This is a genomic window from Acidovorax sp. Root219 (assembly GCF_001428665.1).
GTDB lineage: Bacteria > Pseudomonadota > Gammaproteobacteria > Burkholderiales > Burkholderiaceae_C > Acidovorax.
In genome coordinates, this window is the sequence record NZ_LMIJ01000003.1 from 34,266 (window position 1) to 56,932 (window position 22,667).

Here is a 22,667-nt window from a genome sequence, read left to right on the forward strand (position 1 = left end):
CGCCGCAACGCCCGCTGGCAGACGATGCTGGATGCGGCGGTCTTGTTAAGCCTTCGCACTCCGTACCACTGCACCTTGGCGCCTTTTGTCGGTGTCTGGCGCCTTTTGGAGCCTAGGAAGAAACCCTAATTGCTACTTTTATAATAGCAAACAATTGAGTCTACACCAAGGGATAACACCGTCACACTGCCGTCAGGCTCCCATTAAAGTGCTCCGTAGAATCGCGCCGTTGTCACAGTTTGTACGATGCATGCACCTATCCGTGGATGCGTCGTGCATGTCCTACGCACAGCCTTTTTATTGGAGACACCATGCAGGCTCTACTTAAATTCTCACGGGGGGTCGACTGGCTAAGTACCCAGATCGGCAAATACGTCATCTGGCTCATTCTGGCCTCGACCTTGATCAGCGGCGTCAATGCCATCGTGCGCAAGGCGTTCAACATCAGCTCCAATGCCTTTCTCGAAGTGCAGTGGTACCTGTTTGCGGCGTCGTTCCTGCTTGCGGCAGGCTATACGCTGCTGCAGAACGAGCATGTCAAGGTCGACGTCATCTCCGGCCGCCTGTCCAAGCGCAAGCAGATCCTGATCGACATTTTCGGCTTCATCGTTTTTCTCACGCCCGTGTGCCTGGCCGTGCTCTGGTACGGCATTCCGTTCTTCTACCGCGCGTTCGTCTCGGGCGAAATGTCGAACAACGCGGGTGGCCTCCTGCGCTGGCCTGTGTACCTCATGATGCCGCTGGGCTTCGGGCTGCTGCTGCTGCAAGGCTGGTCCGAGCTCATCAAGCGCATAGCCTTCCTGCAAGGCCTGATCGAAGACCCGACGACCAAGAAAGCCGAGAAGACGGCAGAGGAAGAGCTGGCCGACTCGATCCGCCGCCTGTCCGAAGCCGCCAAGAACACCGGTAACACCGCCGACAAGGCCGCTTGAGCGGGGACCAAAAAATCATGGAATTCTTCATACACAACCTCGCCCCGATCATGTTCGCGGGGCTGATCGTCTTTCTGCTGTTGGGCTTTCCCGTGGCCTTCAGCCTGGGGGCCTGCGGCCTGTTCTTCGCCTTCATCGGCGTGGAGCTGGGCGTACTGCCTGAAGCCCTGCTGCAGGCCGTGCCGCTGCGGATCTTCGGCATCATGCAGAACGACACCTTGCTGGCCATTCCGTTCTTCACGCTCATGGGGCTGATACTGGAGCGAAGCGGGATGGCGGAAGACCTGCTGGAGACCATTGGCCAACTCTTCGGTCCCGTGCGCGGTGGACTGGCACTGGCCGTCATCTTCGTTGGCACCCTGCTGGCGGCCACGACCGGCGTGGTCGCTGCTTCGGTGATCTCGATGGGCCTGATCTCCCTGCCCATCATGATGCGCTACGGCTATGACCGGCGCCTGGCCACCGGGGTCATCGCTGCCTCCGGCACGCTGGCGCAGATCATCCCGCCGTCCCTGGTCCTCATCATCCTGGCCGACCAATTGGGCCGCTCCGTGGGCGACATGTACAAGGGCGCCTTCGCTCCCGGCCTGATGCTGTGCGGCTTCTATGCCCTGTACGTGATCCTGATCGCGATCTTCAAGCCCAACTGGGTACCGGCACTGCCGCCCGAAGCCCGCACCCTGCGCGAAGACAACGGCAACAACGGCCTGCCCTCGCTGGCGGTGCTGACCATCGTCTGCACGGCCGCTTCGGTTTACGTAGCCAAGAACATGCCCGCCCTGCACACCTGGTGGTCCGGCGAAACGGTGGAGCGCGTGGCACTGGACGAAACCATCGTGGTGTCCATGTGCTTTGGCGTGGCCCTGGCGTTCGTCGCAGCCATGGTCAACAAGATCACCCGCCTGGGCCTGCTTTCGCGGGTGGCCGAGCGCGTGACCTTCGTGCTGATCCCGCCACTGCTGCTGATCTTCCTGGTGCTGGGCACCATCTTCCTCGGTGTGGCAACCCCCACCGAAGGCGGCGCCATGGGCGCGCTGGGCGCATTCATCATGGCCCTGGTGCGCGGCCGCCTGAGCATGACGCTGCTCAAACAGGCGATGCAGACCACGACCAAGCTGTCGTGCTTCGTGGTGTTCATCCTGGTGGGGGCCACCATCTTCGGCCTGACCTTCCAGGGTGTCGATGGCCCGCTGTGGGTGGAGCACCTGCTCACTGGCCTGCCGGGTGGCCAGTTGGGCTTCCTGATCGTGGTGAACATCATGATCTTCTTCCTGGCCTTCTTCCTGGACTTCTTCGAGCTGTCGTTCATCGTGGTTCCGCTGCTCGCGCCAGTGGCCAACAAGCTGGGCATCGACCTGATCTGGTTCGGCGTGCTGCTGGGCATCAACATGCAGACCTCGTTCATGCACCCGCCCTTCGGCTTCGCCCTGTTCTACCTGCGCAGCGTGGCGCCGACCAAGGAGTACATAGACAAGGTGACCGGCAAGCTGACCCAGCCGATCACCACCATGCAGATCTACTGGGGTGCCGTGCCGTTCGTGATCATCCAGCTGATCATGGTGGGCCTGGTCATTGCGTTCCCGGGCATCGTCTCCAGCGGGCTGGACAAGGAGGTCGTGTATGACCTCGACAAGGTCCGCCAGGAAATGGAAGCCACCATGCAAACCGCACCTGAGGCTGCGGACCCGACGGCGGGCATGGAAGGCAGCGCGCCAGCGGCCCCGGCACCTGACGCCGCACCTGGGGCCGATGACCCGATGAAGGCACTGCAAGACTCGATGTCCACCGACAAGAAGTAGGCAATACACCAGCACCGGGTGGGACCATGACGGTCCCATCCAGCAGCCCCTGCAGATGGAGACATGCTCTCTGGACCTGCAGGGGCTTTTTTGTTGGCGGCCTGCATTCATTGCCCAGGCGCGACCAGGCAGCGACTCCGTGGCATCAGCGTGCTTCGTTGCCCTGCCAACCTGGGCCTGTCTGCTTGTGCGCGCACAAGAAGCGCGCACAACAAAATGGGCCACTGGCGGCGGCTTCGGGGACTTGACCCCACGCGCGAACCACGGGCACATGCGCAGGAAGCTGGCTCCATGGGGTTCGTGGGCAGCGCTCCCGCGATAGACAGGCCATCTGAGACCATGGCTGCATGTGCCATGGCGCTGCTCGACCAAGAAAGGCAGGCGAAAAAAAACCCGCCAATGAAGGGCGGGTTTTCGGACCATGGCGCGGCAGCGGCGACCGCCGCCACGCCTTGGCGGACCTCAGAGCTTCTGGGCAGCCATGAAGGTGTCGAAACGCGATTCAGCGAAGCGGAACCACAGAACCTGGTCACGCTGGAAGGAGCGCATGTCCGCGTAGATCTTCTTCCACTCGGGGCTCTTGGCGTCGTTCTCGGCGAACACTTCCATCGAGGCCTTGAACGATGCCTCCAGGATGGGTTGCGAGAAAGGCAGCACCTTGGTCTTGGCGGCCACCAGTTGCTTGAGGGCCGTGGGGTTCAGGGCATCGTACTTGGCCAGCATGTCGACGTGGGCTGCCTTCGATGCGGCGTCGACGATGGCCTTGTTCTCGGCCGACAGGCCGTCGAAGGCCTTCTGGTTGACGTAGAAGTCGACTTCCGGGCCGCCTTCCCACCAGCCGGGGTAGTAGTAGAACGGGGCGACCTTGTTGAACCCCAGCTTCTGGTCGTCGTAAGGACCCACCCACTCGGCGGCATCCAGCGTGCCCTTCTCGAGCGCCTGGTAGATTTCACCGCCAGGAATGCTCTGGGGCACGGCGCCCATCTTCTGCATGACTTCACCGATCAGGCCGCCGCCCAGGCGCATCTTCAGGCCCTTGAAGTCGGCTGCCGCCTTGATTTCCTTGCGGAACCAGCCACCCATCTGGGTTCCGGTGTTGCCGCCGGCAAAGCTGATCATGTTGTAGCCGGCGTAGAACTCGTTCATGAGCGTGCGGCCGTTGCCGTGCATCATCCAGGCAGTCATCTGGCGCGCATTCAGACCGAACGGCACGGCCGAACCCAATGCGAACGCAGGATTCTTGCCATAGAAGTAGTACGGCACGGTGTGCGCCATCTCGACAGTGCCTTGCTGCACGCCATCCACCACGCCGAAGGGAGGCATCAGCTCGCCACCCGCGTGAACGGAGATTTCGAATTTGCCGCCCGACATGGCCTTGACGGCCTTGGAGAACACATCGGCACCGCCGTAGATGGTGTCCAGCGACTTGGGGAAGCTGGAAGCCAGGCGCCAGCGAATGGCGGCCTGTGCGTGGACGGCAGGCGCAATGCCTGCGGCCAGCACGCCAGCAATACCGGCATTCTTGATGATTGAGCGACGATCCATGAGGTTCTCTCCAATGTATTTGATTGCAAAACCCGGGCAGCACGCGTTGTGCGCGGCAAGCCCAGGACTGGTTTCAGCCGAGATCATTGTAGGAACATGCCCCCCTGCAGATTTGCGGGTTTTCCCGTGAAATCCCGGCTATCGCAAGAGGGCTTCAGGGTTCTGCAAGCAACGGTGCCAGGCATCCCCGGCAGGCGAGGCACATCAGGGCTTGCCCGTCAGATCTTCTGCGCCGACATGAAGGTGTCGTAACGCGCCTCGGCAAAGCGGAACCAGAGAATCTGGTCGCGCTGGAAGTTGCGCATGTCGGCGTATATCTTCTTCCACTCGGGGCTTCTCGCGTCGTTGTGCGCAAAGGCTTCCATCGAAGCGCGGAATGCGGCGTCCAGGATGAGCTGCGAGAAGGGCAGCACCTTGGTCTTGGCGGCCACCAGTTGCTTGAGCGCGTTGGGGTTGAGCGCGTCGTAGCGCGCCAGCATGTCGGTGTGCGCGATGGAGGCTGCGGCCTCGATGATGAAGCGGTAGTCGGGCGTGAGCGCGTCGTAGGCCTTCTTGTTCACGAACAGGTCCACCTCGGGCCCGCCCTCCCACCAGCCGGGGTAGTAGTAGAACGGCGCGACCTTGTTGAAGCCCAGTTTCTGGTCGTCATAGGGGCCGATCCACTCGGCCGCGTCGATGCTGCCCTTTTGCAGCGCCTGGTAGATCTCGCCACCCGGAAGGCTCTGGGGAATGGCGCCGAGCCGCTGCATGACCTCGGCCACCAACCCGCCGCCCACGCGGATCTTGAGGCCCTTGAAGTCCGCAGGGGTCTTCACCTCGCGCAGGAACCAGCCGCCCATCTGCGTACCGGTGTTGCCGCAGGCAAAGCTCACGATGTTGAACCCGGCATAGAACTCGTTCATGAGCCTGCGCCCGTTGCCGTGCAGCATCCAGGCGCTCATCTGGCGCGCATTGAAACCGAAGGGCACGGCACACCCCAGGGCAAACGCCGGGTTCTTGTCGTAGAAATAGTAGGGAACCGCGTGGCACATCTCCACCGCACCGCCCTGCACGCCATCCACCACGTCGAAGGGCGGCATCAACTCGCCACCGGGGTGCACGGAAATCTCGAACTTGCCGTTCGACAGGGTGCGCACGGCCTTGGCAAACACCTGGGCGCCGCCGTAGATGGTGTCCGAGGACTTGGGGAAGCTCGATGCAATGCGCCACCGCAGCGTGGCCTGGGCGTGCACGGCCGGCGCGACGCCAGAGGCCAGTACACCCGCCAGGCCGGTGTGCTTGATGAGCGAACGGCGATGCATACGGCTGGTCTCCTGTTTCCGCGGGGGTGGATGCGGCAGCGATTGCTGCGCAGGGGCACGCGTGCAGATCAATGCAGCGCGCCTGCATTGTAGGAGGCGCCCCGCCAACGGGCTGTGCGGGTTTTCGACAGCACCCGCGCAGCGGGACTGCCCAGGGCCGCACTTCTCAAGCCGTGGGCCTCTCAGGCCAGGAAGCGGGCGCGTACCGCGCGCTCGATGCCCGCCGCATCCAGCCCCTGCAGCGACAGCAGCTTGGCCGGGTCGCCGTGCTCGATGAACACATCGGGCAGGCCCAGCTGCAGCACCGGGCGCACGATGCCGGCGTCGTTGAGCGCCTCGGTCACGGCGCTGCCGGCCCCGCCCATGGTGGCACCTTCTTCGACGGTGACCAGCACATCGTGGCGCTCGGCCACGTCGCGCAGCAACTCCACGTCGATGGGCTTGGCCCAGCGCATGTTGGCCACCGTGGCGTCGAGCGCCTCGGCGGCCTCGAGCGCGGGGTACAGCAGCGTGCCGAAAGCCAGGATGGCGATGCGCGGGCCCTGCGCCCCATCAGCGGCCTTGCGCTCGCGGCGGATCTCGCCCTTGCCGAAGGGCAGGCCTTCGAGGCCCGCGAGCGGCGCCACGCCGGCCCCGCTGCCGCGCGGGTAGCGCACGGCCACGGGGTGGCTTTGTTCGAAGGCGGTGCTGAGCAGTTGGCGGCACTCGCGCTCATCGGCAGGGCAGGCCATGCTCATGTTGGGGATGCAGCGCACGAAGGGAATGTCGTAGGCGCCCGCGTGGGTGGCGCCATCGGCCCCCACCAGGCCGGCACGGTCGAGCGCGAACACCACGGGCAGGTTCTGCAGCGCCACGTCGTGGATCAACTGGTCGTAGCCGCGCTGCAGGAAGGTCGAGTAGATGGCCACCACCGGTTTCAGGCCCTCGCAGGCCATGCCAGCCGCAAAGGTGACGGCATGCTGCTCGGCAATGCCCACGTCGTAGTAGCGCTCGGGAAAGCGCTTTTCGAACTCCACCATGCCCGAGCCCTCGCGCATGGCGGGGGTGATGCCCACCAGGCGCTTGTCCTGCGCACCCATGTCGCACAGCCACTGGCCAAACACCTGGGTGAAGGTCTGCTTGGGGGTCGCCGTGCTCTTGACCAGGCCCACGGCGGGGTCGAACTTGCCCGGGCCATGGTAGGCCACGGGATCGGCCTCGGCCAGCTTGTAGCCCTGGCCCTTCTTGGTGACCACGTGCAGGAACTGCGGGCCCTTGAGGCCCTTGATGTTCTCGAGCGTGGGGATCAGCGAGTCGAGGTCATGGCCGTCGATGGGCCCGATGTAGTTGAAGCCGAACTTCTCGAACAGCGTGGCAGGCACCACCATGCCCTTGGCCTGCTGCTCGAAGCGCTTGGCCAGCTCCAGCAGGGGCGGCACCGGGCGCAGCACGGTCTTGCCCACGTTCTTGGCGGCGGCGTAGAACTGGCCGCTCATGAGCTGGGCCAGGTAGCGGTTGAGCGCGCCCACCGGTGGGCTGATGCTCATGTCGTTGTCGTTGAGCACCACCAGCAGGTTGGCATCGGCCACGCCGGCGTTGTTCAGCGCCTCGAAGGCCATGCCGGCCGTCATGGCACCGTCACCGATGATGGCCACGGCATGGCGGCTCTCGCCCTTGACCTTGGCCGCCAGCGCCATGCCCAGCGCAGCCGAGATGCTGGTGCTGGAGTGTGCCGTGCCAAAGGTGTCGTACGGGCTTTCGGCGCGCTGCGGAAAGCCCGAGATGCCGCCCATCTGGCGCAGCGTGTGCATGCGGTCGCGCCGCCCGGTGAGGATCTTGTGCGGGTAGGTCTGGTGGCCCACATCCCACACCAGCCGGTCTTCGGGCGTGTTGAACACGTGGTGCAGGGCCACGGTAAGCTCCACCGTGCCCAGGTTGGAGCTCAGGTGCCCGCCCGTCTGCGACACGCTTTCGAGCACGAATGCGCGCAGCTCGGTGGCCAGGGCCTTGAGATCGGCGCGCGACAGGGCACGCAGATCCGACGGGTCGTTCACGTTCTGCAGCAGGGGGTAGGAAGTCGTGGACATTGGATGTTGTTCTTGGGTCGTTCAGTGCGCACGGGGCAGACGGCGGGCGCTGGTGGCTGCCAGCGCTTCCTGGCGCATCGTACCAACGGACGCGGGCAGCCTGTTCACCGCCATCAGTGGGTCCGGTCCACCACCATGTCGGCCAGGGCTGCAAGGGCGCGGGTGTCTGCCAGGCCGCTGCGCGCCAGGGCCGCGTGGGCCTGCACCTGCAGCTCGCGGGCGTAGGCCTGTGCCGGCGCCAGGCCCAACAGGGACACATAGGTAGGCTTGTCGCTCGCGGCGTCCTTGCCGGCGGTCTTGCCCAGCGTGGCGGAGTCGGCCACCACGTCGAGAATGTCGTCCACGACCTGGAAGGCCAGGCCCATGACAGCGCCGTAGTCGGACAGGGCCTCATGCGCCTGCGCGTTCGCCGGGCCGCAGGCCACGCCCATCATCACGCTGCCCTGCAGCAGCGCACCGGTCTTGAGGCGGTGCATGTGGCGCAACTGGTCCTCGGTGAGGGCCACGCCCACACTGGCCAGGTCGATGGCCTGGCCGCCGGCCATGCCGGCAGAACCCGCCGCGCGCGCCAGCAGGCGGCACAGCACGGCCTGCACTGCCGGGGGCACGCGGCCATCGTCGGGGGTCAGCAGCTCGAAGGCAAAGGCCTGCAACGCATCGCCGGCCAACAGGGCCTGCGCTTCGCCGAACTGCACGTGCACCGTGGGCTTGCCGCGGCGCAGCACGTCGTTGTCCATGCACGGCATGTCGTCGTGCACCAGGGAATAGGCATGGATCAGTTCGACGGCGCACGCTGCCCGCAGGGCAGCCTCGTCAGATACGGCGCGCAGGGCCGCTTCGTCGGACACGGCATGCGCCGAAGCCTCGACCTCGGCACCGCTGCACACAGCCTCCTCGGCCGCCAGCACCAGCAGCGGGCGCAGGCGCTTGCCGCCGTCGAGCACCGCATAGCGCATGGCCTCGCCCAGGCCGGCGGGCGCACCCTCGCCCACCCAGCGGGAGAGGGCTTCTTCCACACGGGCCAGGTGCCGCAGGCTCCAGCCAGCCAGGTCCAGGGGGGAGTTCACCACGGGCGCCGCGCTCATTCGGGCGTCCAGGCGTGCAGGCCGCCTTCGTCCAGCACCTTGATCTGGTCCTGAACGGCATCCAGGCGCTTGCGGCAGAACGCCAGCAGCGCGGCGCCACGCTGGTAGCCCGCGAGCATCTGGTCCAGGGGCAACTGGCCCGACTCGATCCGGCCCACGAGCTGCTCCAGCTCTTCCAGCGCCGCTTCGTAGCTGGCGGGTTCGGCGGGGGGCACGGGGGTGGCGGTGGCCTTGGGCATGGGTGGAGGCGGCAGCACCGCGAATGGAAAAACCCCTGATTTTAGGCCCAGCGAACCAGCGGCCGCCGCACAGGGCCCGGTTTGGAGAGCATTGCCGGTAAACGTTGCCACCGCCTTGAACGCAGCCACGCCCGGCCGACCCCACACCATCGGCGCGCGCACCGCTGCCAGCGCGCCAATACACGCAGGGGGGGTGCGGGAATGGGGGCGCCGAATAACCCCATTGGCTATAATCCCATTCTCGTCCAGCCGGCCTATGCGCCGGTTTCTTTTTTCCAGATGTGCCAACCGTGGCACACCTCCCTGTGGGGAGTCTTTAGGTCAGGTCACCCATGTCTGATTTAAGTCTTCAACTGCAGCAGGCCGCAAGCCAACTACCAGTTTCAAGCTACTTTGACCCAGCGCTGTTCCAGCGCGAGCTGGACACCATCTTCCAGCGCGGGCCCCGCTATGTGGGGCACCAACTGTCCGTGCCCAACGCGGGCGACTACTACACCCTGCCTCACGAGGCCGAGGGTCGGGCCCTGGTGCGCAATGCCCAGGGCGGGGTGGAGCTCGTCTCCAATGTCTGCCGCCACCGCCAGGCCATCATGCTCAAGGGCCGCGGCTCGCTGCACACGCAGCAAAAGGGCAGCGCGGGCGGCAACATCGTGTGCCCGCTGCACCGCTGGACGTACAACGCCAAGGGCGAGCTGCTGGGTGCGCCGCACTTTGCCGACGACCCCTGCCTGAACCTCAACAACTACCCGCTGCGCGAGTGGAACGGCCTTTTGTTCGAGGACAACGGCTGCGACGTGGCGGCCGACCTGGCCCGGATGGGCCCGCGCGCCGACCTGGACTTCGGCGGCTACGTGCTCGACCACGTGGAGCTGCACGAGTGCAACTACAACTGGAAGACCTTCATCGAGGTCTATCTGGAGGACTACCACGTAGGCCCCTTCCATCCGGGCCTGGGCAGCTTCGTGACCTGCGACGACCTGCGCTGGGAGTTCGGCAAGAACTACTCGGTGCAGACCGTGGGCGTGGCCAACCGCCTGGGCAAGGCCGGCAGCCCCGTGTACGAGCGCTGGCACGAAGCGCTGCTCGCATTCCGCGGCGGCAAGCCGCCCAAGCATGGCGCCATCTGGCTCACGCTGTACCCGCACATCATGGTGGAGTGGTACCCGCATGTGCTCACCGTGTCCACGCTGCACCCCATCAGCCCGACGAAGACGCTGAACATGGTGGAGTTCTACTACCCCGAGGAGATCGCTGCCTTCGAGCGCGAGTTCGTCGAGGCACAGAAGGCCGCCTACATGGAGACCTGCATCGAGGACGACGAGATCGGCGAGCGCATGGACGCCGGCCGCAAGGCCCTGCTGGCGCGCGGCGACAACGAAGTGGGCCCTTACCAAAGCCCCATGGAAGACGGCATGCAGCACTTCCACGAGTGGTACCGCGGCGCGATGGGCGAGGCAGTCCCCCAGCGCTGAAAACCTGAACAGCGAGGTAAACGCCGCCGAATAGCGGCCATTGCCCAAAGCGCTCTCATTACAATAGCTGCCAGTGCTTGGCCTTCAAGCACGGCAGCTATTTTCACTTTCAAGTTCCATTTCCCCATGCAAGCCCTCTGGATGGTGTTGGCCGCGTTCCTCTTTGCGAGCATGGGGGTGTGCGTGAAGATCGCTTCGGCCCATTTCAACTCAGCCGAACTGGTCTGCTACCGGGGCCTCATCGGCATGGCCATCCTGTGGCTGCTGGCGCGCTCGCAGAAGGTCACCCTGGGCACCGCCTACCCAGGCATGCATGCCTGGCGCAGCCTGGTGGGAGTGGTGTCGCTCGGCGCCTGGTTCTATGCCATCGCCCACCTGCCCCTGGCCACGGCCATGACCCTGAACTACATGAGCAGCGTGTGGATTGCCGCCTTCCTGGTCGGCGGCACGCTGCTGGCGTGGCGCCCCTCGGCCGCCGCGCCACGCCCGGCGCTGCAGGGCACGCTGATCGTCACCGTGCTCACCGGCTTCGTCGGCGTGGTGATGATGCTGCGCCCCAGCCTGGACCAGAACCAGGCTTTCGCCGGCATGATCGGCCTGCTGTCGGGCCTGTCGGCCGCGTTTGCCTACATGCAGGTGGTGGCCCTGTCGCGCCTGGGCGAACCCGAGTCGCGCACGGTGTTCTATTTCGCCGTGGGCTCGGCGGTGGCCGGCGGCGTGGCCCTGCTGTTCACGGGCACCTCGGTGTGGCCCGGCTGGCAGGCCCTGTGGCTGCTGCCCATCGGCATCCTGGCCGCAGGCGGCCAGCTGTGCATGACCCGCGCCTACGCCAGCGCCAAGACGCAGCGCGGCACCCTGGTGGTGGCCAACCTGCAGTACTCGGGCATCGTCTTCGCGGCGATCTACAGCGTGGCGCTGTTCGGCGACGTGCTGCCGCCCATCGCCTGGGCCGGCATGGTGCTCATCGTGGGCAGCGGCATCGCGGCCACCGTGCTGCGCGCCCGCGCGGCTCCCGGAGCCCCGGCTGAAGAACATTGATACGACTGTGGACACCAACCATTGACACAATGCGGGGCATCCCTTCGCCATTGCCCCAACCGCTGCCATGACCTACACCACCCTGATCTCCGCCACCGAACTGCAAACCCTGATCGCCAGCGGCGCGCCGCTGATGGTGTTCGACTGCAGCTTCGACCTGATGCAATCGAGCGCAGGCGCGCAGCAGTATGCGCAGGCCCATATTCCCGGCGCGGTGTATGCCGATCTCAACGAGAACCTGAGTGCAAAGCACGGCGCGCCCGGCGCCTCCGGCACCGTATTGACGGCCCAGGAGGCGGACATGCCCGCATCGGGCGGCCGCCATCCGCTGCCCAGCCGCGAGCGCTTTGCCATCTGGCTGTCGAGCGTGGGTTTTGCCAATGGCATGCAGGCTGTGGTGTACGACCGCCAGGGCGCCAACTACTGCGGCCGCCTGTGGTGGATGCTCAAGTGGGCCGGGCACGATGCCGTGGCCGTGCTCGACGGCGGCCTGCAGGCCTGGCAGGCTGCGGGCGGCGCAGTCGCCAGCGGTGAAGAACCAGCGCACTTCCAGTCCAACTTCGAACTCAAGGAGCCGCTGCGCCGCCTGGCCACGGCCAGCGATGTGCTGGCCAACCTGCAGCAACCCGGCCAGACGGTGGTCGACGCACGCGCTGCGCCCCGCTACCGGGGCGAGGTGGAGCCGCTGGACCCGGTGGCCGGCCACATTCCCGGCGCCTTGAACCGCCCCTTCGTGGACAACATCGGCCCCGATGGCAAGTTCAAGCCCGCAGCCGTGCTGCGCGCCGAGTTCGACGCCCTGCTGGCAGGCCGCGATCCGACCGGCGTGGTGCACCAGTGCGGCAGCGGTGTGAGCGCGCTGCCCAACCTGATCGCCATGGAGGTCGCCGGACTCGGAAAAACATCGCTTTTTGCCGGCAGCTGGAGCGAATGGGTGAGCGATTCTTCGCGCCCGGTGGAACGCGGCTGAGCAGGGTTGGGGGCGTTTGACCACCTGGCGGCAGCAGGCCGCAGCGCTCTGGGGCGCAGGACCTGGGCTTGGTGTTTTGTAAGGCAAATTCCTACACGCACCACCCCTGAACCAGACACGCTGCACAGAGCAACGCTGACTTAATTTTTGATTGGCCCGGTTTCACAATCCATTTCAACGGATCACGCAAAACATGCAAACAGCATGGCAAGGCGAAGACCCGGAACTGGAACAAAGGAACCCTGCCATGACCAACGAACAACTGCTCGCCGAAATCCGCGAAGCCAACCTGACCTACCTGATGCTGGCGCAGAACCTGATTCGCCACGACAAGGCAGAAGCAGTGTTCCGTCTGGGCATGAACGAAGACGCTGCCGATATTCTGGCATCGCTGTCGGCCGCACAAGTGCTGAAACTGGCCTCCCGGAACACGCTTCTTTGCAGCTTCCGCGTGGACGACAACCTGGTGTGGAGCTTGCTGACCAACCACACGGCCAAGAAGGTGGGCAACGAAGCCACCAACACCCTGCACGCCAACATCCTGATGGCCAGCCGCGTGTCGGAAGTGCTCTGAAGCACCGCACTTTCCTGCAGCCCTTCCTGTTCACCGCCCCTTTCGAAAGCCCGCCATGACCACGCCTGCCGCCAAAGCCCCAGCCAAGAGCGTCCTCAACGAATCCAAGCAGATCGAGCGCGCTGCGATGCTGATCGGCATGGGGGCCCGCATGCAGGTGCTGGAGTCGGAGACCACGCTGTCTTATGAACGCCTGATCCGCCTGTACAAGGAGATCGCCGGCAAGTCGCCTTCCAAGGGCCAACTGCCCTTCTCGACCGACTGGTTCCTGACCTGGCAGGAAAACATCCACAGCTCGCTGTTTTTGAACATCTACGAATACCTGTCCAAGGGCGTGGACCTGGATTCGGTGGAACTGCTGACCAAGGCCTACCGCCTGTACAACGAGCAGGTCACCACGGCCGAGATCGAACCCCTGCTGTCCTTCACCCGCGCCTGGCGCCTGGTGAAGTTCGTGGACGCCGGCATGCTCACCCGCACCCAGTGCTCTGACTGCAAGGGCCAGTTCGTGACCGAACTCTATGAAAACCGCCACTACACCTGCGGCCTGTGCAACCCGCCTGCCCGCGCTGGCAAGAGCAAGAACGCCGGTGCCCTGATGTTGCATTGACTCCCAGCCCGGCAACGCCGGACTGCACAAGAATGACAAAGCCCCGCCGGTTTCGCCGTGCGGGGCTTTTTGCTGGAAAGAAGATTTCCCGACGGTCCCGGCCGAGGCCTACCGCGCTGCCAGGAGCGAGCGCACGTTCTCGTCCACCGGCATCGCATAGTCGTGCGCGGCCACCACGGTGTTGCCCACCGGGTTCACGATCTTCAGGCTGATGAACAGTGTGGTGGTCGAAACGGCGTATGTGCCCACCACCACGGCCTGTGCATCGTGCGCGCGGCTCACCTCGCGCACTTCACGCGAAAGCAGCAACTCGCCGGTGCCGCGCTGCATGGCGACGTTCTCGCGCAGCTTGAGTTCGGTCACGCGCAGGCCGCGCTGCACCAGGCGCGAGCCGATCTGCTCGGAAAAGATGCGCCCCAGGCGCGAGGACTCATTGAGCCGGTCCACATTGACCAGCGTGGCCACCAGCACCGCATGCGCAGGGTCCAGTGGGGCCTGCAGCAGCAGCGCATCGGCTGCGCGGTGGTTGCGCTCGATGGTGCTGGGGGTGATGAGGTCCATCAGCCCGCCACCGCCACCACCGGACTTGTCACCGTAATAGTACGAGGCACAGCCCGGCAGGGCCAGCACCGGCAGCAGCGCGCCGGCCGTGCGCAGCAGGGTGCGCCGCTTCATGGCGCCACCATCATCATGACCGGCGGGCTCACCACCTGCCAGGTCTTGACCGGGGTGGGTGCGGGCGGCGGGGGGGGAGGTGGCGGCGGTTGCTGGACCTGGTAGAGCACGGCATCGTCCTGCTCGATGTAGTACACGTCGGAGGTGCGGGCCAGGTAGCGGTCGCCGCTTTCCAGCGACGTGGTGATGAGCACCTCGGTGCGCGTGGGGCCGCCAGCGGCGGGGCCGTCGGTGGTGTACTGCGCGGCATCGGCCAGCGCCCCGATCGCGATCGTCCCGGCCACGATGGAGCCGGCGCCGGGCGCACGGTGGGCCCAGTCGCGCGCCACACCCACGCCCAGGGCCAGCCGGGTCCAGGGCATGGGCAGGCTGTTGGAGACACGGCCCGGGTGCTGCACCAGCTGGGTTTCGAACGCCAGGGTGACAGCCGAGGGCTGGTTGGTGAGCACCACGCCCCGGTCCAGCAGGCGGGTGATCAGCAGCTTGCGAAAGCCGTTGTTGAAGCTGGTGTCGCCCGAGGCGGACACATAGATGGGGTGTTCGCCCGCAGGCCAGTCGCGGATCTTGCCGGTGATGCGCGTGGCCACATCGTCGGCCAGCACGTCCCAGTGGTGCACGGCGCGTGCCTTCTTCTGGTTCGATGCCGGGTAGTTGTCGGCCCGCGGCACGTCCAGCGACGAACAGCCAGCCGCCAGCAGCGAGGCCACCGCCAGCAGCGGCACGACCACACGGTGCAGGGCGGGTCGGACACGGACATCGCCATGCCCGGTCACTGCCATGCCGGACTGCCCGGCGGGCAGTCGTCCTTGGGATGGGCCTTGCGGCAGACCGCCAGCCAATGGTTCAACTTGCATGCAGCCATGCTAGCGGCCCGGCGGCGCCCCCATGGCGCGAATAACGGGGCAATTGCGTTGCATTTGCGCGGCCAGCGCGTTGGCGCCGGCACCTACAAAACATTTGCTCACAGTGCGTGACAATCCCCGCATGACCGCCGTGCCCGCCCCCTCCCACCCCAACGCTCCACCCACAGCCCTGCCGCAACAGCCGCCAGCTGCCGACACGTGCGACGGCACAGCGCCGGGAGGCGCGCAGGCAACGCCCGGCGCCGCCGATCCGCAACCCGAAGCCGGGCCAGAACGCACGGCCAGCCCGCCCGATGCCGCCACCCTGGCAGCAGCCGCGCACCCGACCCTGCCCGCCCCGCCCGCCATGGCGGCGCCTGCCACGCCCACCCAGCTGATGCTGCAGATGCCGGTGGACGTGCGCAACATGTCCCTGGCGCTGCTGGCCCTGTTCGCCGGCGTGGCCCTGCTGCACTGGGCCAGCGCGGTGTTCATCCCGCTGATGCTGAGCCTGCTGCTGACCACGGCGCTGCGCCCTGCCGTCAACATCCTGCGCCGCTGGCACCTGCCGCGCCCGCTGGGCGCGGCCCTGCTGCTCATCGCCATCGTGGGGGGCATGGCCAGCATGGCCTGGTCCTTGAGCGACCAGGCGGTGCAACTGGTGGACTCGCTGCCCGTGGCGGCCAAGAAGGTGCGCGACAACCTGCGCGCGCGCGCGGGCATGCCCAGCACGCTGGACACGATGCAGAAGGCCGCTGCCCAGATCGAACAGGCTGCTGCCGAGAACAGCGCCGCCACCCCCGCGCGGCGCGGCGTGCAGCGCGTGGTGGTGGAGCGCCCGCCCTTCAACATCCGCGACTACCTGTGGAGCGGCACCATGGGCCTGGTATCGGCCGTGGGCCAGCTCACCGTGGTGGTGTTCCTGACCTACTTCGCGCTGGCCTCGGGCAACCTGTTCCGCCAGAAGCTGGTGCGCATTGCGGGCAGCAGCCTGGAGCGGCGCAACATCACCATGCAGGTGCTCGACGACATCACCGGCCAGATCCAGCGCTACCTGCTGGTGCAGGTGTTCACCAGCATCCTGGTGGGCGTGGCCACGGGCTGCGCCTACTGGGCGCTGGGGCTGGAGAATGCGGCGGTGTGGGGCGTGGTGGCCGGCGTGCTCAACCTCGCGCCCTACATCGGTTCGGCCTTGACGGCCGGCGCGTCGGCGCTGGTGGCCTTTCTGCAGTTCGGCACCATCGACATGGCCCTGGCCATTGGCGGCGCATCGCTGGTCATCCACACCCTCATCGGCAACCTGCTCACCCCCTGGCTCACCAGCCGCACCAGCAGCATGAGCCCCGTGGCCGTGTTCGTCAGCGTGCTCGCCTGGGGCTGGCTCTGGGGGCTGTGGGGGCTGCTCCTGGGCATCCCGGTCATGATGGCCGTGAAGGCGGTCTGCGACCGGGTGGAGGACCTCAAGGCGGTGGGAGAACTTTTAGGAGACTGAGGCAGAGCTGGCGTCCTGTTCGGCGGTGGCCAGCGTACAGCACTGCACGAAGGCCGGCAGCTCGTCGGCCGCCATCGCCCGGCCGTAATACCAGCCCTGCACCTGCAGGTCCATGTCGCCGGGCAGCACCTGCAATTGCTCCAGCGTCTCCACCCCCTCCACCACGATGGCGACCCCCAGGCTCTGGCAGAAATGCAGCAGGCCCTGCAGCAGGCGAGCCCCCCGGGGGTCGGCGCTGGCCACCACGAAACTGCGGTCGATCTTGATGGTGTCCACCTCAAAGGCGTGCAGGTAGCTGAGCGAGGAATAGCCGGTGCCGAAGTCGTCGATGGCCACCTGGGCACCCACGGCGTGGATGCGGGCGATGGCGTCGCGCATCTGGCCCACGTCGGCGGCCAGCGCATCCTCGGTGAGTTCGACGCTGATGCAGCCGCCGGCAGGCGCTATCAACGCCACCAGCCGCTGGCAGTGCGCTGCCGACATGAGCGTGGGCCCGGTGACATTGATGGAGATGGGCAACTCGAAGCCCGCGCTGCGCCAGCGCCGGTACTGCTGCAGGGCCGCGTCGGCCACCCACAGGTCGACATCCTTCATGAGCCCGGCCTCGGTCAGCCATGCCAGAAAAGCCCCCGGTGACTGCGTGCGCCCCCGGCCATCGCGGGCCCTGAGCAGCGCCTCGCAACCCACGCATTCGCCCGTGCGTGGCGACACCTGGGGCTGGTACTCCAGGAAGAACTCGTACTCGCCCATGCGGCGCACCTGGGCCAGCAGCTCCTCGCGGCCGGCCTGCCGCTGCTGCGCCAGGACCACCGGGTCGCTGGCATACAGGCGGCCCTGCTCCTGCAGGCGCGAGAACGTGGTGTCCAGCCCCGGCAGGTGCACCGTGGTGGCGTTGTGGCGCTCCAGCGCCCGCACCGCCGGCGCGTAGATGCAGGCCCCCAGCAGCACCAGTGCCAGCTGCAGCACCACCGCTGGCCAGGAGCCCTGGGTGCTGGCGTAGGCGTTGAAGAGGACGGGGGCATTCAGCGGCATTGCCATCGTGGCCACCGGCACCCAGCCCGCCTGCACGGCGCCCAGCGCCAGGCAGGCGTTGACGGCCGGCACGAGGATGAACGGCAGCAGCAGACGCGGATTCAGTATCAGGGGAATGCCGAACAGCAGCAGCTCATTCACGTTCAGCAGGGCCATGGGCAAGCTGGCCAGGGCCAGCAGGCGCAGGCCGGGACTGCGCGCACGCCACAGCACGGCCACCACCAGCGACAGGGTGGCCCCCGCCCCGCCGATGAAGGCGAAAGCCCCCAGCAGGCCGGCGTTGAGCAGGTAGGGCGGTGGCTGGTCTGCCAGCACCTCGATGGCATTCCACCCCACGGCCAGCTCCAGCACCTGGAACAGCGGCTGCAAGGCATGGTAGCCATGGATGCCGAAGAACCACAGCAGCGAATTCATGCCCGTGATCGCCACGGCATTCAGGTAAGGCCGGTCCGGGTCCACCACATCCAGGGGCAGGCTCCAGTGCGCCAGGCCCGACCATTGCTGCAGCAGCGTCAGCACCACGACAAGCAATCCGGCCGTGAGCACACCGGGCAACACCATGTTCATGGCATCTTCCACGTTGTCGCTGACCAGCGAGCCGCGCGACAGCTGCAGCCAGCGCACCCGCATCAGCCGGGCCATGAGGGGCACGTTGACGATGGGCGAGGCGATGGCGATGAACAGCACCAGCGTGGCGGCGGCACGCGGGTGCCCGCGCAGCAGGTAGGCGGCCAGCGCCACGTACACAAAGCACAGGAAGGCCACGGGCAGGCGCGGCAGGCTGTGGCGGATGGCCAGCATATAGCCGATGGAGGCCGCGATCAGCAGCGGCAGGATGCGGCTGATCTCGGCATGCAGGCCGGCCAGCAGGTCCGTGGTCTGCGTGGGCAGGCCGAGCATCTGCGCGAGCACCGACGACACCAGGAACACCGCCGACACCATGAGGCAGGGCAGCACCCACAGCAGTCCCTCGCGGATGGCGCGCATGGAGTCGGCGCGCGCGACCGCCTGCAGCCGCAGCGACAGCCGCACCTTCAGGGCCGCGATACCAATGCCCACACCATGCCCTCCCTGCCGCGCACTGCGGTCAGCCCCATGCTAGCAGGCAGGCACCGGGATGGCAAAGTGGCCGGACCAGCTCGGCCCGACCAGTTCAGCCCGTATTGCGCAGCCCCGCCGCGATCCCGTTGATGGAGATGTGGATACCGGTCTGCACGCGCTCGTCGCCCTGCCCTGCACGCCAGCGGCGCACCAGCTCGACCTGCAGATGGTGAAGCGGGTCGATGTACGGGAAGCGGTGCTTGATGGAGCGTGCCAGGGCCGCGTTGTGCGTCAGGCGCTGCTTGTCGCCGGTGATGCGCGTGAGCGCCTCGGCGGTGCGGTGCCATTCGGTCTCGATGGCGCTGAAGACCTTCTTGCGCAGGCGCGCGTCTGTGACGAGTTCGCTGTAGCGCGAGGCCAGGGCCAGGTCGCTCTTGGCCAGCACCATGTCCATGTTGGACAGCAGGGTGCGAAAGAACGGCCACTGGCGGTACATCTTCTGCAGCAGCGCCAGCTGTGCCTTGGGGTCCTTGCCCTCGGCGTTCACGAAGGCATCGACCGCCGCGCCGAAGCCGAACCAGCCCGGCAGCGTGAGGCGGCACTGGCCCCAGCTGAAGCCCCAGGGGATGGCGCGCAGGTCCTCGATCTTCTGGCTGGCCTTGCGCGATGCGGGGCGCGAGCCGATGTTCAGTTCGGCGATCTCGCGGATCGGCGTGGAGTTGAAGAAATACTCGGTGAAGCCCGGGGTCTCGTACACCAGCGCGCGGTAGGCCCCCATGCTGGCCAGAGAGAGCTGCGCGGCCGCCTCCAGGAAGGCCTTGGTGGCCGGCTTGGTGGGCTGCAGCAGCGTGGCCTCGAGCGTGGCCGCGACCAGGGTTTCGAGGTTGCGCCGGCCGATCTCGGGGTTGGCGTACTTGGAGGCGATGACCTCGCCCTGCTCCGTCAGGCGGATCTGGCCGCGCACGGTGCCGGGCGGCTGCGCCAGGATGGCCTGGTAGCTCGGGCCGCCGCCGCGGCCCACGGTGCCGCCGCGGCCGTGGAACATGCGCAGCTGGATGCCGTGGTTGGTGGCCAGCTCGTCGAACAGCTCCACCAGCGCGATCTCGGCGCGGTACAGCTCCCAGTTGCTGGTGAAGATGCCTCCGTCCTTGTTGCTGTCGGAGTAGCCGAGCATGATGTCCTGCTCGCTGCCGCTGCGGTGCACCAGCCCCGCCACGCCGGGCAGGGCATAGAACTCGCGCATGATGGGCGCGGCATTGCGCAGGTCTTCGATGGTCTCGAACAGCGGCACCACGATGAGGTCATTGCGCGCATCGCCGTCCAGCGTGCCGCGCATCAGGCCCACTTCCTTTTGCAGCAGCAGCACTTCGAGCAGGTCGCTCACCGTTTCGGTGTGGCTGATGATGTAGTGGCGGATGGCCTCGTGCCCGTAGCGGTAGCGCATGGCCAGCGCCGCCTCGAAGATGGCCAGCTCGCCCCGGGCGTGGTCCGAGTAGCTGGCACCCACCACGCGCAGCGGGCGCGCGTCGTTGAGCAGGCGCAGCAGCAGCGCGCGCTTGTCGGTCTCGGACAGCGCGGAGTACGCCGTCTCGACGCGCGCCGTGGCCAGCAGCTCGGCCACCACCTCCTCGTGTTTGTCGGAGCTCTGGCGCAGGTCCACCGTGGCCAGGTGGAAGCCGAAGACCTGCACGGCGCGGATCAGCGGGTGCAGGCGCTCGGCGGCCAGGGCCTCGCCATGGTGCGACTTGAGCGATGCCTCGATCACGCGCAGGTCGGCCAGGAAGGCCTCGGCGCTCACGTAGGGATTCTGTGGGGCCACGGCATGGCGCGCCGCCTCGCCGCCCGTCAGTTCCTTGAGCGATGCGGCCAGGCGCGCATAGACGCCGGTCAGGGCGCGGCGGTAGGGCTCGTCCTGGCGGTGCTCGTTGGTGTCGGGCGAGCGCGCGGCCAGGGCCTCCATCTCGGCCGATACCTGCACCAGACGGGCCGACAGCGACAGCTCGCCGCCCAGGTAGTGCACCTCGGTCAGGTAGTGGCGCAGGGCCACCTCGGCCTGGCGCCCCAGGGCGTACTGCAGGGTCTGCGCGGTGACGTTGGGGTTGCCGTCGCGGTCGCCGCCGATCCACTGGCCCATGCGCAAAAAGCTGTGCACCGGGTACTGGCCGAGCTCGGTCTCGAGGTCGGCATAGATCTTGGGGATCTCGCGCAGGAAGGTGGCCTCGTAATACGACAGCGCGTTCTCGATCTCATCGGCCACGGTGAGCTTGCTGTAGCGCAGCAGGCGCGTCTGCCACAGCTGGGCCACGCGGGCGCGCAGTTGTGCTTCGTTGGCGGCGAGTTCGCGCGGGGTGAGCGCGTCCTTGGCGGTGTTGTACAACTGGGCGCGCACCTGGATGTCGTCGCGCGCGGCCAGCAACTGGGCGATGTCGCGTTCGGCATCCAGGATGCTCTTGCGCTGCACCTCGGTCGGGTGGGCCGTGAGCACCGGCGCCACATAGCTGCCGGCCAGGGTCTGCGAGATGGTCTTGGGCGCGATGCCAGCCCAGCGCAGGCGCGACAGGGCGACCTCGATGCTGCCCTCCTGCGTGTCGCCCGCGCGCTCGTGCACGGCGCGGCGGCGGATGTGGTGGCGGTCTTCGGCCAGGTTGGCCAGGTGGCTGAAGTAGGTGAAGGCGCGGATCACGCTCACCGTCTGGTCGCCCGAGAGGGTCTTGAGCAGCTTCTTGAGCGCCCGATCGGCCTCCTGGTCCGCGTCGCGGCGGAAGGCGACCGAGAGCTTGCGCACCTGCTCCACCAGCTCGTAGGCGGCCACGCCCTCCTGGTCCCGGATCACGTCCCCCAGAATGCGGCCGAGCAGGCGGATGTCGTCAATCAGGGGCTGGTCCTTGTCGGATCGTCTCATGCGGTAGTCTCCGGGAATGGGGGCGGCGTCCTGCACGGGTGGTGCGGGCGCATGCTAGCATCGCCCGCCCCTGAATAATTACAAACAGGTTACGAACTTGAGCCGCCCTTTGCCCCACCCCATCGTGATCGCCACGCGCGAAAGCCGCCTGGCCCTCTGGCAGGCCGAGCATGTGCAGGCCCTGCTGCAGGCCCGCGGCCACACCGTGGAGCTGCTGGGCATGACCACCAAGGGCGACCAGATCCTGGACAAATCGCTGTCCAAGGTGGGCGGCAAGGGCCTGTTCGTCAAGGAGCTGGAAGTCGCGCTCGAAGAAGGCCGTGCCCACATCGCCGTGCATTCGCTCAAGGACGTGCCCATGGAGCTGCCCGAGGGCTTTGCCCTGGCCTGCGTGATGGAGCGCGAGGACCCGCGCGATGCCTTCGTCTCCCCCCGCTACGCCTCGCTCGACGAACTGCCCCAGGGCGCGGTGGTGGGCACCTCCAGCCTGCGCCGCCAGGTGCTGCTGCAGGCCCTGCGGCCCGACCTGCGCATCGAACCCCTGCGCGGCAACCTTGATACGCGCCTGCGCAAGCTCGACGAAGGCCAGTACGACGCCATCGTGCTCGCGGCCGCAGGCCTCAAGCGCCTGGGGCTCGAATCACGCATCCGCCTGGCTTTCGAGCCCGCCACCATGCTGCCCGCCGCCGGCCAGGGTGCCCTGGGCATCGAGGTGCGCAGCGACCGCCTGGACCTCATCGCCGCATTGGAGCCCCTGGCACACCAGGCCACCTGGCTCACCGTGGCCGCCGAGCGCGCCGTGAGCCGCGCCATGGGCGGCAGCTGCTCCATGCCCCTGGCAGCGCACGGCACCCTGGGCGCCGACGGCACGCTGCAGCTCGATGCGGCCTGGGGCGACCCCGAAGATGCCCATGCGCCGCTGGTGCGCGCCCATGCCAGCGCCCCCGTGGCCACCCTGGGCCAGGCCGAAGCGCTGGGCGACGAGATTGCCCGGCGCCTGCGCGCGGGTGGCGCCCGGGGCGTGGACCCGGCTTCGCCCGCCCCCAACTGAC

General features: G+C 66.9%; 18 protein-coding genes. 9 read left to right on the forward strand and 9 right to left on the reverse strand.

Features of this window, described 5'->3' with window-relative positions:
- Positions 1–311: 311 nt before the first annotated feature.
- Positions 312–932: a TRAP transporter small permease subunit gene (locus ASE28_RS03090; protein WP_057201261.1), complete on the forward strand. Its 621-nt coding sequence runs from the start codon at positions 312–314 to the stop codon at positions 930–932.
- Between the two features lie 17 nt (positions 933–949).
- Positions 950–2,731 (forward strand): TRAP transporter large permease subunit, encoded by a 1,782-nt coding sequence (locus tag ASE28_RS03095; protein WP_057264606.1) that lies wholly within the window; start codon positions 950–952, stop codon positions 2,729–2,731.
- 462 nt (positions 2,732–3,193) lie between these two features.
- Here ASE28_RS03095 and ASE28_RS03100 read toward each other — a convergent pair whose 3' ends face one another.
- The 5 genes from ASE28_RS03100 to xseB form a co-directional block, all read right to left on the reverse strand.
- The gene (locus ASE28_RS03100) at positions 3,194–4,276 is read right to left on the reverse strand and encodes a TRAP transporter substrate-binding protein (RefSeq protein ID WP_057264608.1); all 1,083 of its coding nucleotides are present in this window, start codon (positions 4,274–4,276) and stop codon (positions 3,194–3,196) included.
- Between the two features lie 218 nt (positions 4,277–4,494).
- Positions 4,495–5,577: a TRAP transporter substrate-binding protein gene (locus ASE28_RS03105; protein WP_057264610.1), complete on the reverse strand. Its 1,083-nt coding sequence runs from the start codon at positions 5,575–5,577 to the stop codon at positions 4,495–4,497.
- A 182-nt stretch (positions 5,578–5,759) separates the two neighbouring features.
- Positions 5,760–7,643, reverse strand: a complete 1,884-nt coding sequence (gene dxs, locus ASE28_RS03110; protein ID WP_057264611.1) for a 1-deoxy-D-xylulose-5-phosphate synthase — start codon at positions 7,641–7,643, stop codon at positions 5,760–5,762.
- Positions 7,644–7,756: 113 nt separating this feature from the next.
- The gene (locus tag ASE28_RS03115) at positions 7,757–8,728 is read right to left on the reverse strand and encodes a polyprenyl synthetase family protein (RefSeq protein WP_057264613.1); all 972 of its coding nucleotides are present in this window, start codon (positions 8,726–8,728) and stop codon (positions 7,757–7,759) included.
- Complete coding sequence (xseB, locus tag ASE28_RS03120) at positions 8,725–8,967, reverse strand: exodeoxyribonuclease VII small subunit (RefSeq protein ID WP_057264615.1); 243 nt, start codon at positions 8,965–8,967, stop codon at positions 8,725–8,727. Before xseB ends, ASE28_RS03115 begins: the two co-directional genes overlap by 4 nt.
- Positions 8,968–9,299: 332 nt before the next feature.
- Between xseB and ASE28_RS03125 the strand changes: the two genes are divergently transcribed.
- The 5 genes from ASE28_RS03125 to flhC all read left to right on the forward strand — a co-directional run bounded on the left by ASE28_RS03125 (position 9,300) and on the right by flhC (position 13,631).
- A complete protein-coding gene (locus ASE28_RS03125) occupies positions 9,300–10,439 on the forward strand; it encodes an aromatic ring-hydroxylating dioxygenase subunit alpha (protein WP_057264618.1) in 1,140 nt (379 codons plus the stop codon).
- A gap of 126 nt (positions 10,440–10,565) precedes the next feature.
- Positions 10,566–11,477, forward strand: a complete 912-nt coding sequence (locus tag ASE28_RS03130) for a DMT family transporter (protein WP_057264620.1) — start codon at positions 10,566–10,568, stop codon at positions 11,475–11,477.
- Between the two features lie 67 nt (positions 11,478–11,544).
- The gene (locus ASE28_RS03135) at positions 11,545–12,447 is read left to right on the forward strand and encodes a sulfurtransferase (protein WP_057264622.1); all 903 of its coding nucleotides are present in this window, start codon (positions 11,545–11,547) and stop codon (positions 12,445–12,447) included.
- Between the two features lie 247 nt (positions 12,448–12,694).
- The gene (gene flhD, locus ASE28_RS03140) at positions 12,695–13,021 is read left to right on the forward strand and encodes a flagellar transcriptional regulator FlhD (protein WP_007853391.1); all 327 of its coding nucleotides are present in this window, start codon (positions 12,695–12,697) and stop codon (positions 13,019–13,021) included.
- Positions 13,022–13,076: 55 nt separating this feature from the next.
- Positions 13,077–13,631 carry a flagellar transcriptional regulator FlhC gene (gene flhC / locus ASE28_RS03145; protein ID WP_057201271.1) on the forward strand — a complete coding sequence of 185 codons (555 nt, stop codon included), beginning with the start codon at positions 13,077–13,079 and terminating at the stop codon, positions 13,629–13,631.
- 108 nt (positions 13,632–13,739) lie between these two features.
- Here flhC and ASE28_RS03150 read toward each other — a convergent pair whose 3' ends face one another.
- Together ASE28_RS03150 and ASE28_RS03155 are read right to left on the reverse strand one after the other, a co-directional pair.
- Positions 13,740–14,306, reverse strand: a complete 567-nt coding sequence (locus ASE28_RS03150; RefSeq protein ID WP_057264624.1) for a FlgO family outer membrane protein — start codon at positions 14,304–14,306, stop codon at positions 13,740–13,742.
- Positions 14,303–15,085 (reverse strand): hypothetical protein, encoded by a 783-nt coding sequence (locus ASE28_RS03155; protein ID WP_057264625.1) that lies wholly within the window; start codon positions 15,083–15,085, stop codon positions 14,303–14,305. Before ASE28_RS03155 ends, ASE28_RS03150 begins: the two co-directional genes overlap by 4 nt.
- 205 nt (positions 15,086–15,290) lie before the next feature.
- On the opposite strand from ASE28_RS03155, the gene ASE28_RS03160 reads away from it, so the two are divergent.
- Positions 15,291–16,640, forward strand: coding sequence for an AI-2E family transporter (locus tag ASE28_RS03160; RefSeq protein WP_057264627.1), 1,350 nt, complete (start codon positions 15,291–15,293; stop codon positions 16,638–16,640).
- Here the strand turns inward: ASE28_RS03160 and ASE28_RS33415 are convergent.
- Positions 16,629–18,659 (reverse strand): EAL domain-containing protein, encoded by a 2,031-nt coding sequence (locus ASE28_RS33415; protein WP_369818116.1) that lies wholly within the window; start codon positions 18,657–18,659, stop codon positions 16,629–16,631. The genes ASE28_RS03160 and ASE28_RS33415 overlap by 12 nt on opposite strands.
- 166 nt (positions 18,660–18,825) lie before the next feature.
- A complete protein-coding gene (gene ppc, locus ASE28_RS03170; protein ID WP_057264629.1) occupies positions 18,826–21,615 on the reverse strand; it encodes a phosphoenolpyruvate carboxylase in 2,790 nt (929 codons plus the stop codon).
- A 109-nt stretch (positions 21,616–21,724) separates the two neighbouring features.
- Here ppc and hemC point away from each other — a divergent pair, with 109 nt between their 5' ends.
- Positions 21,725–22,666 (forward strand): hydroxymethylbilane synthase, encoded by a 942-nt coding sequence (gene hemC / locus ASE28_RS03175; RefSeq protein WP_235516035.1) that lies wholly within the window; start codon positions 21,725–21,727, stop codon positions 22,664–22,666.
- The last annotated feature ends 1 nt before the right edge of the window (position 22,667 follow it).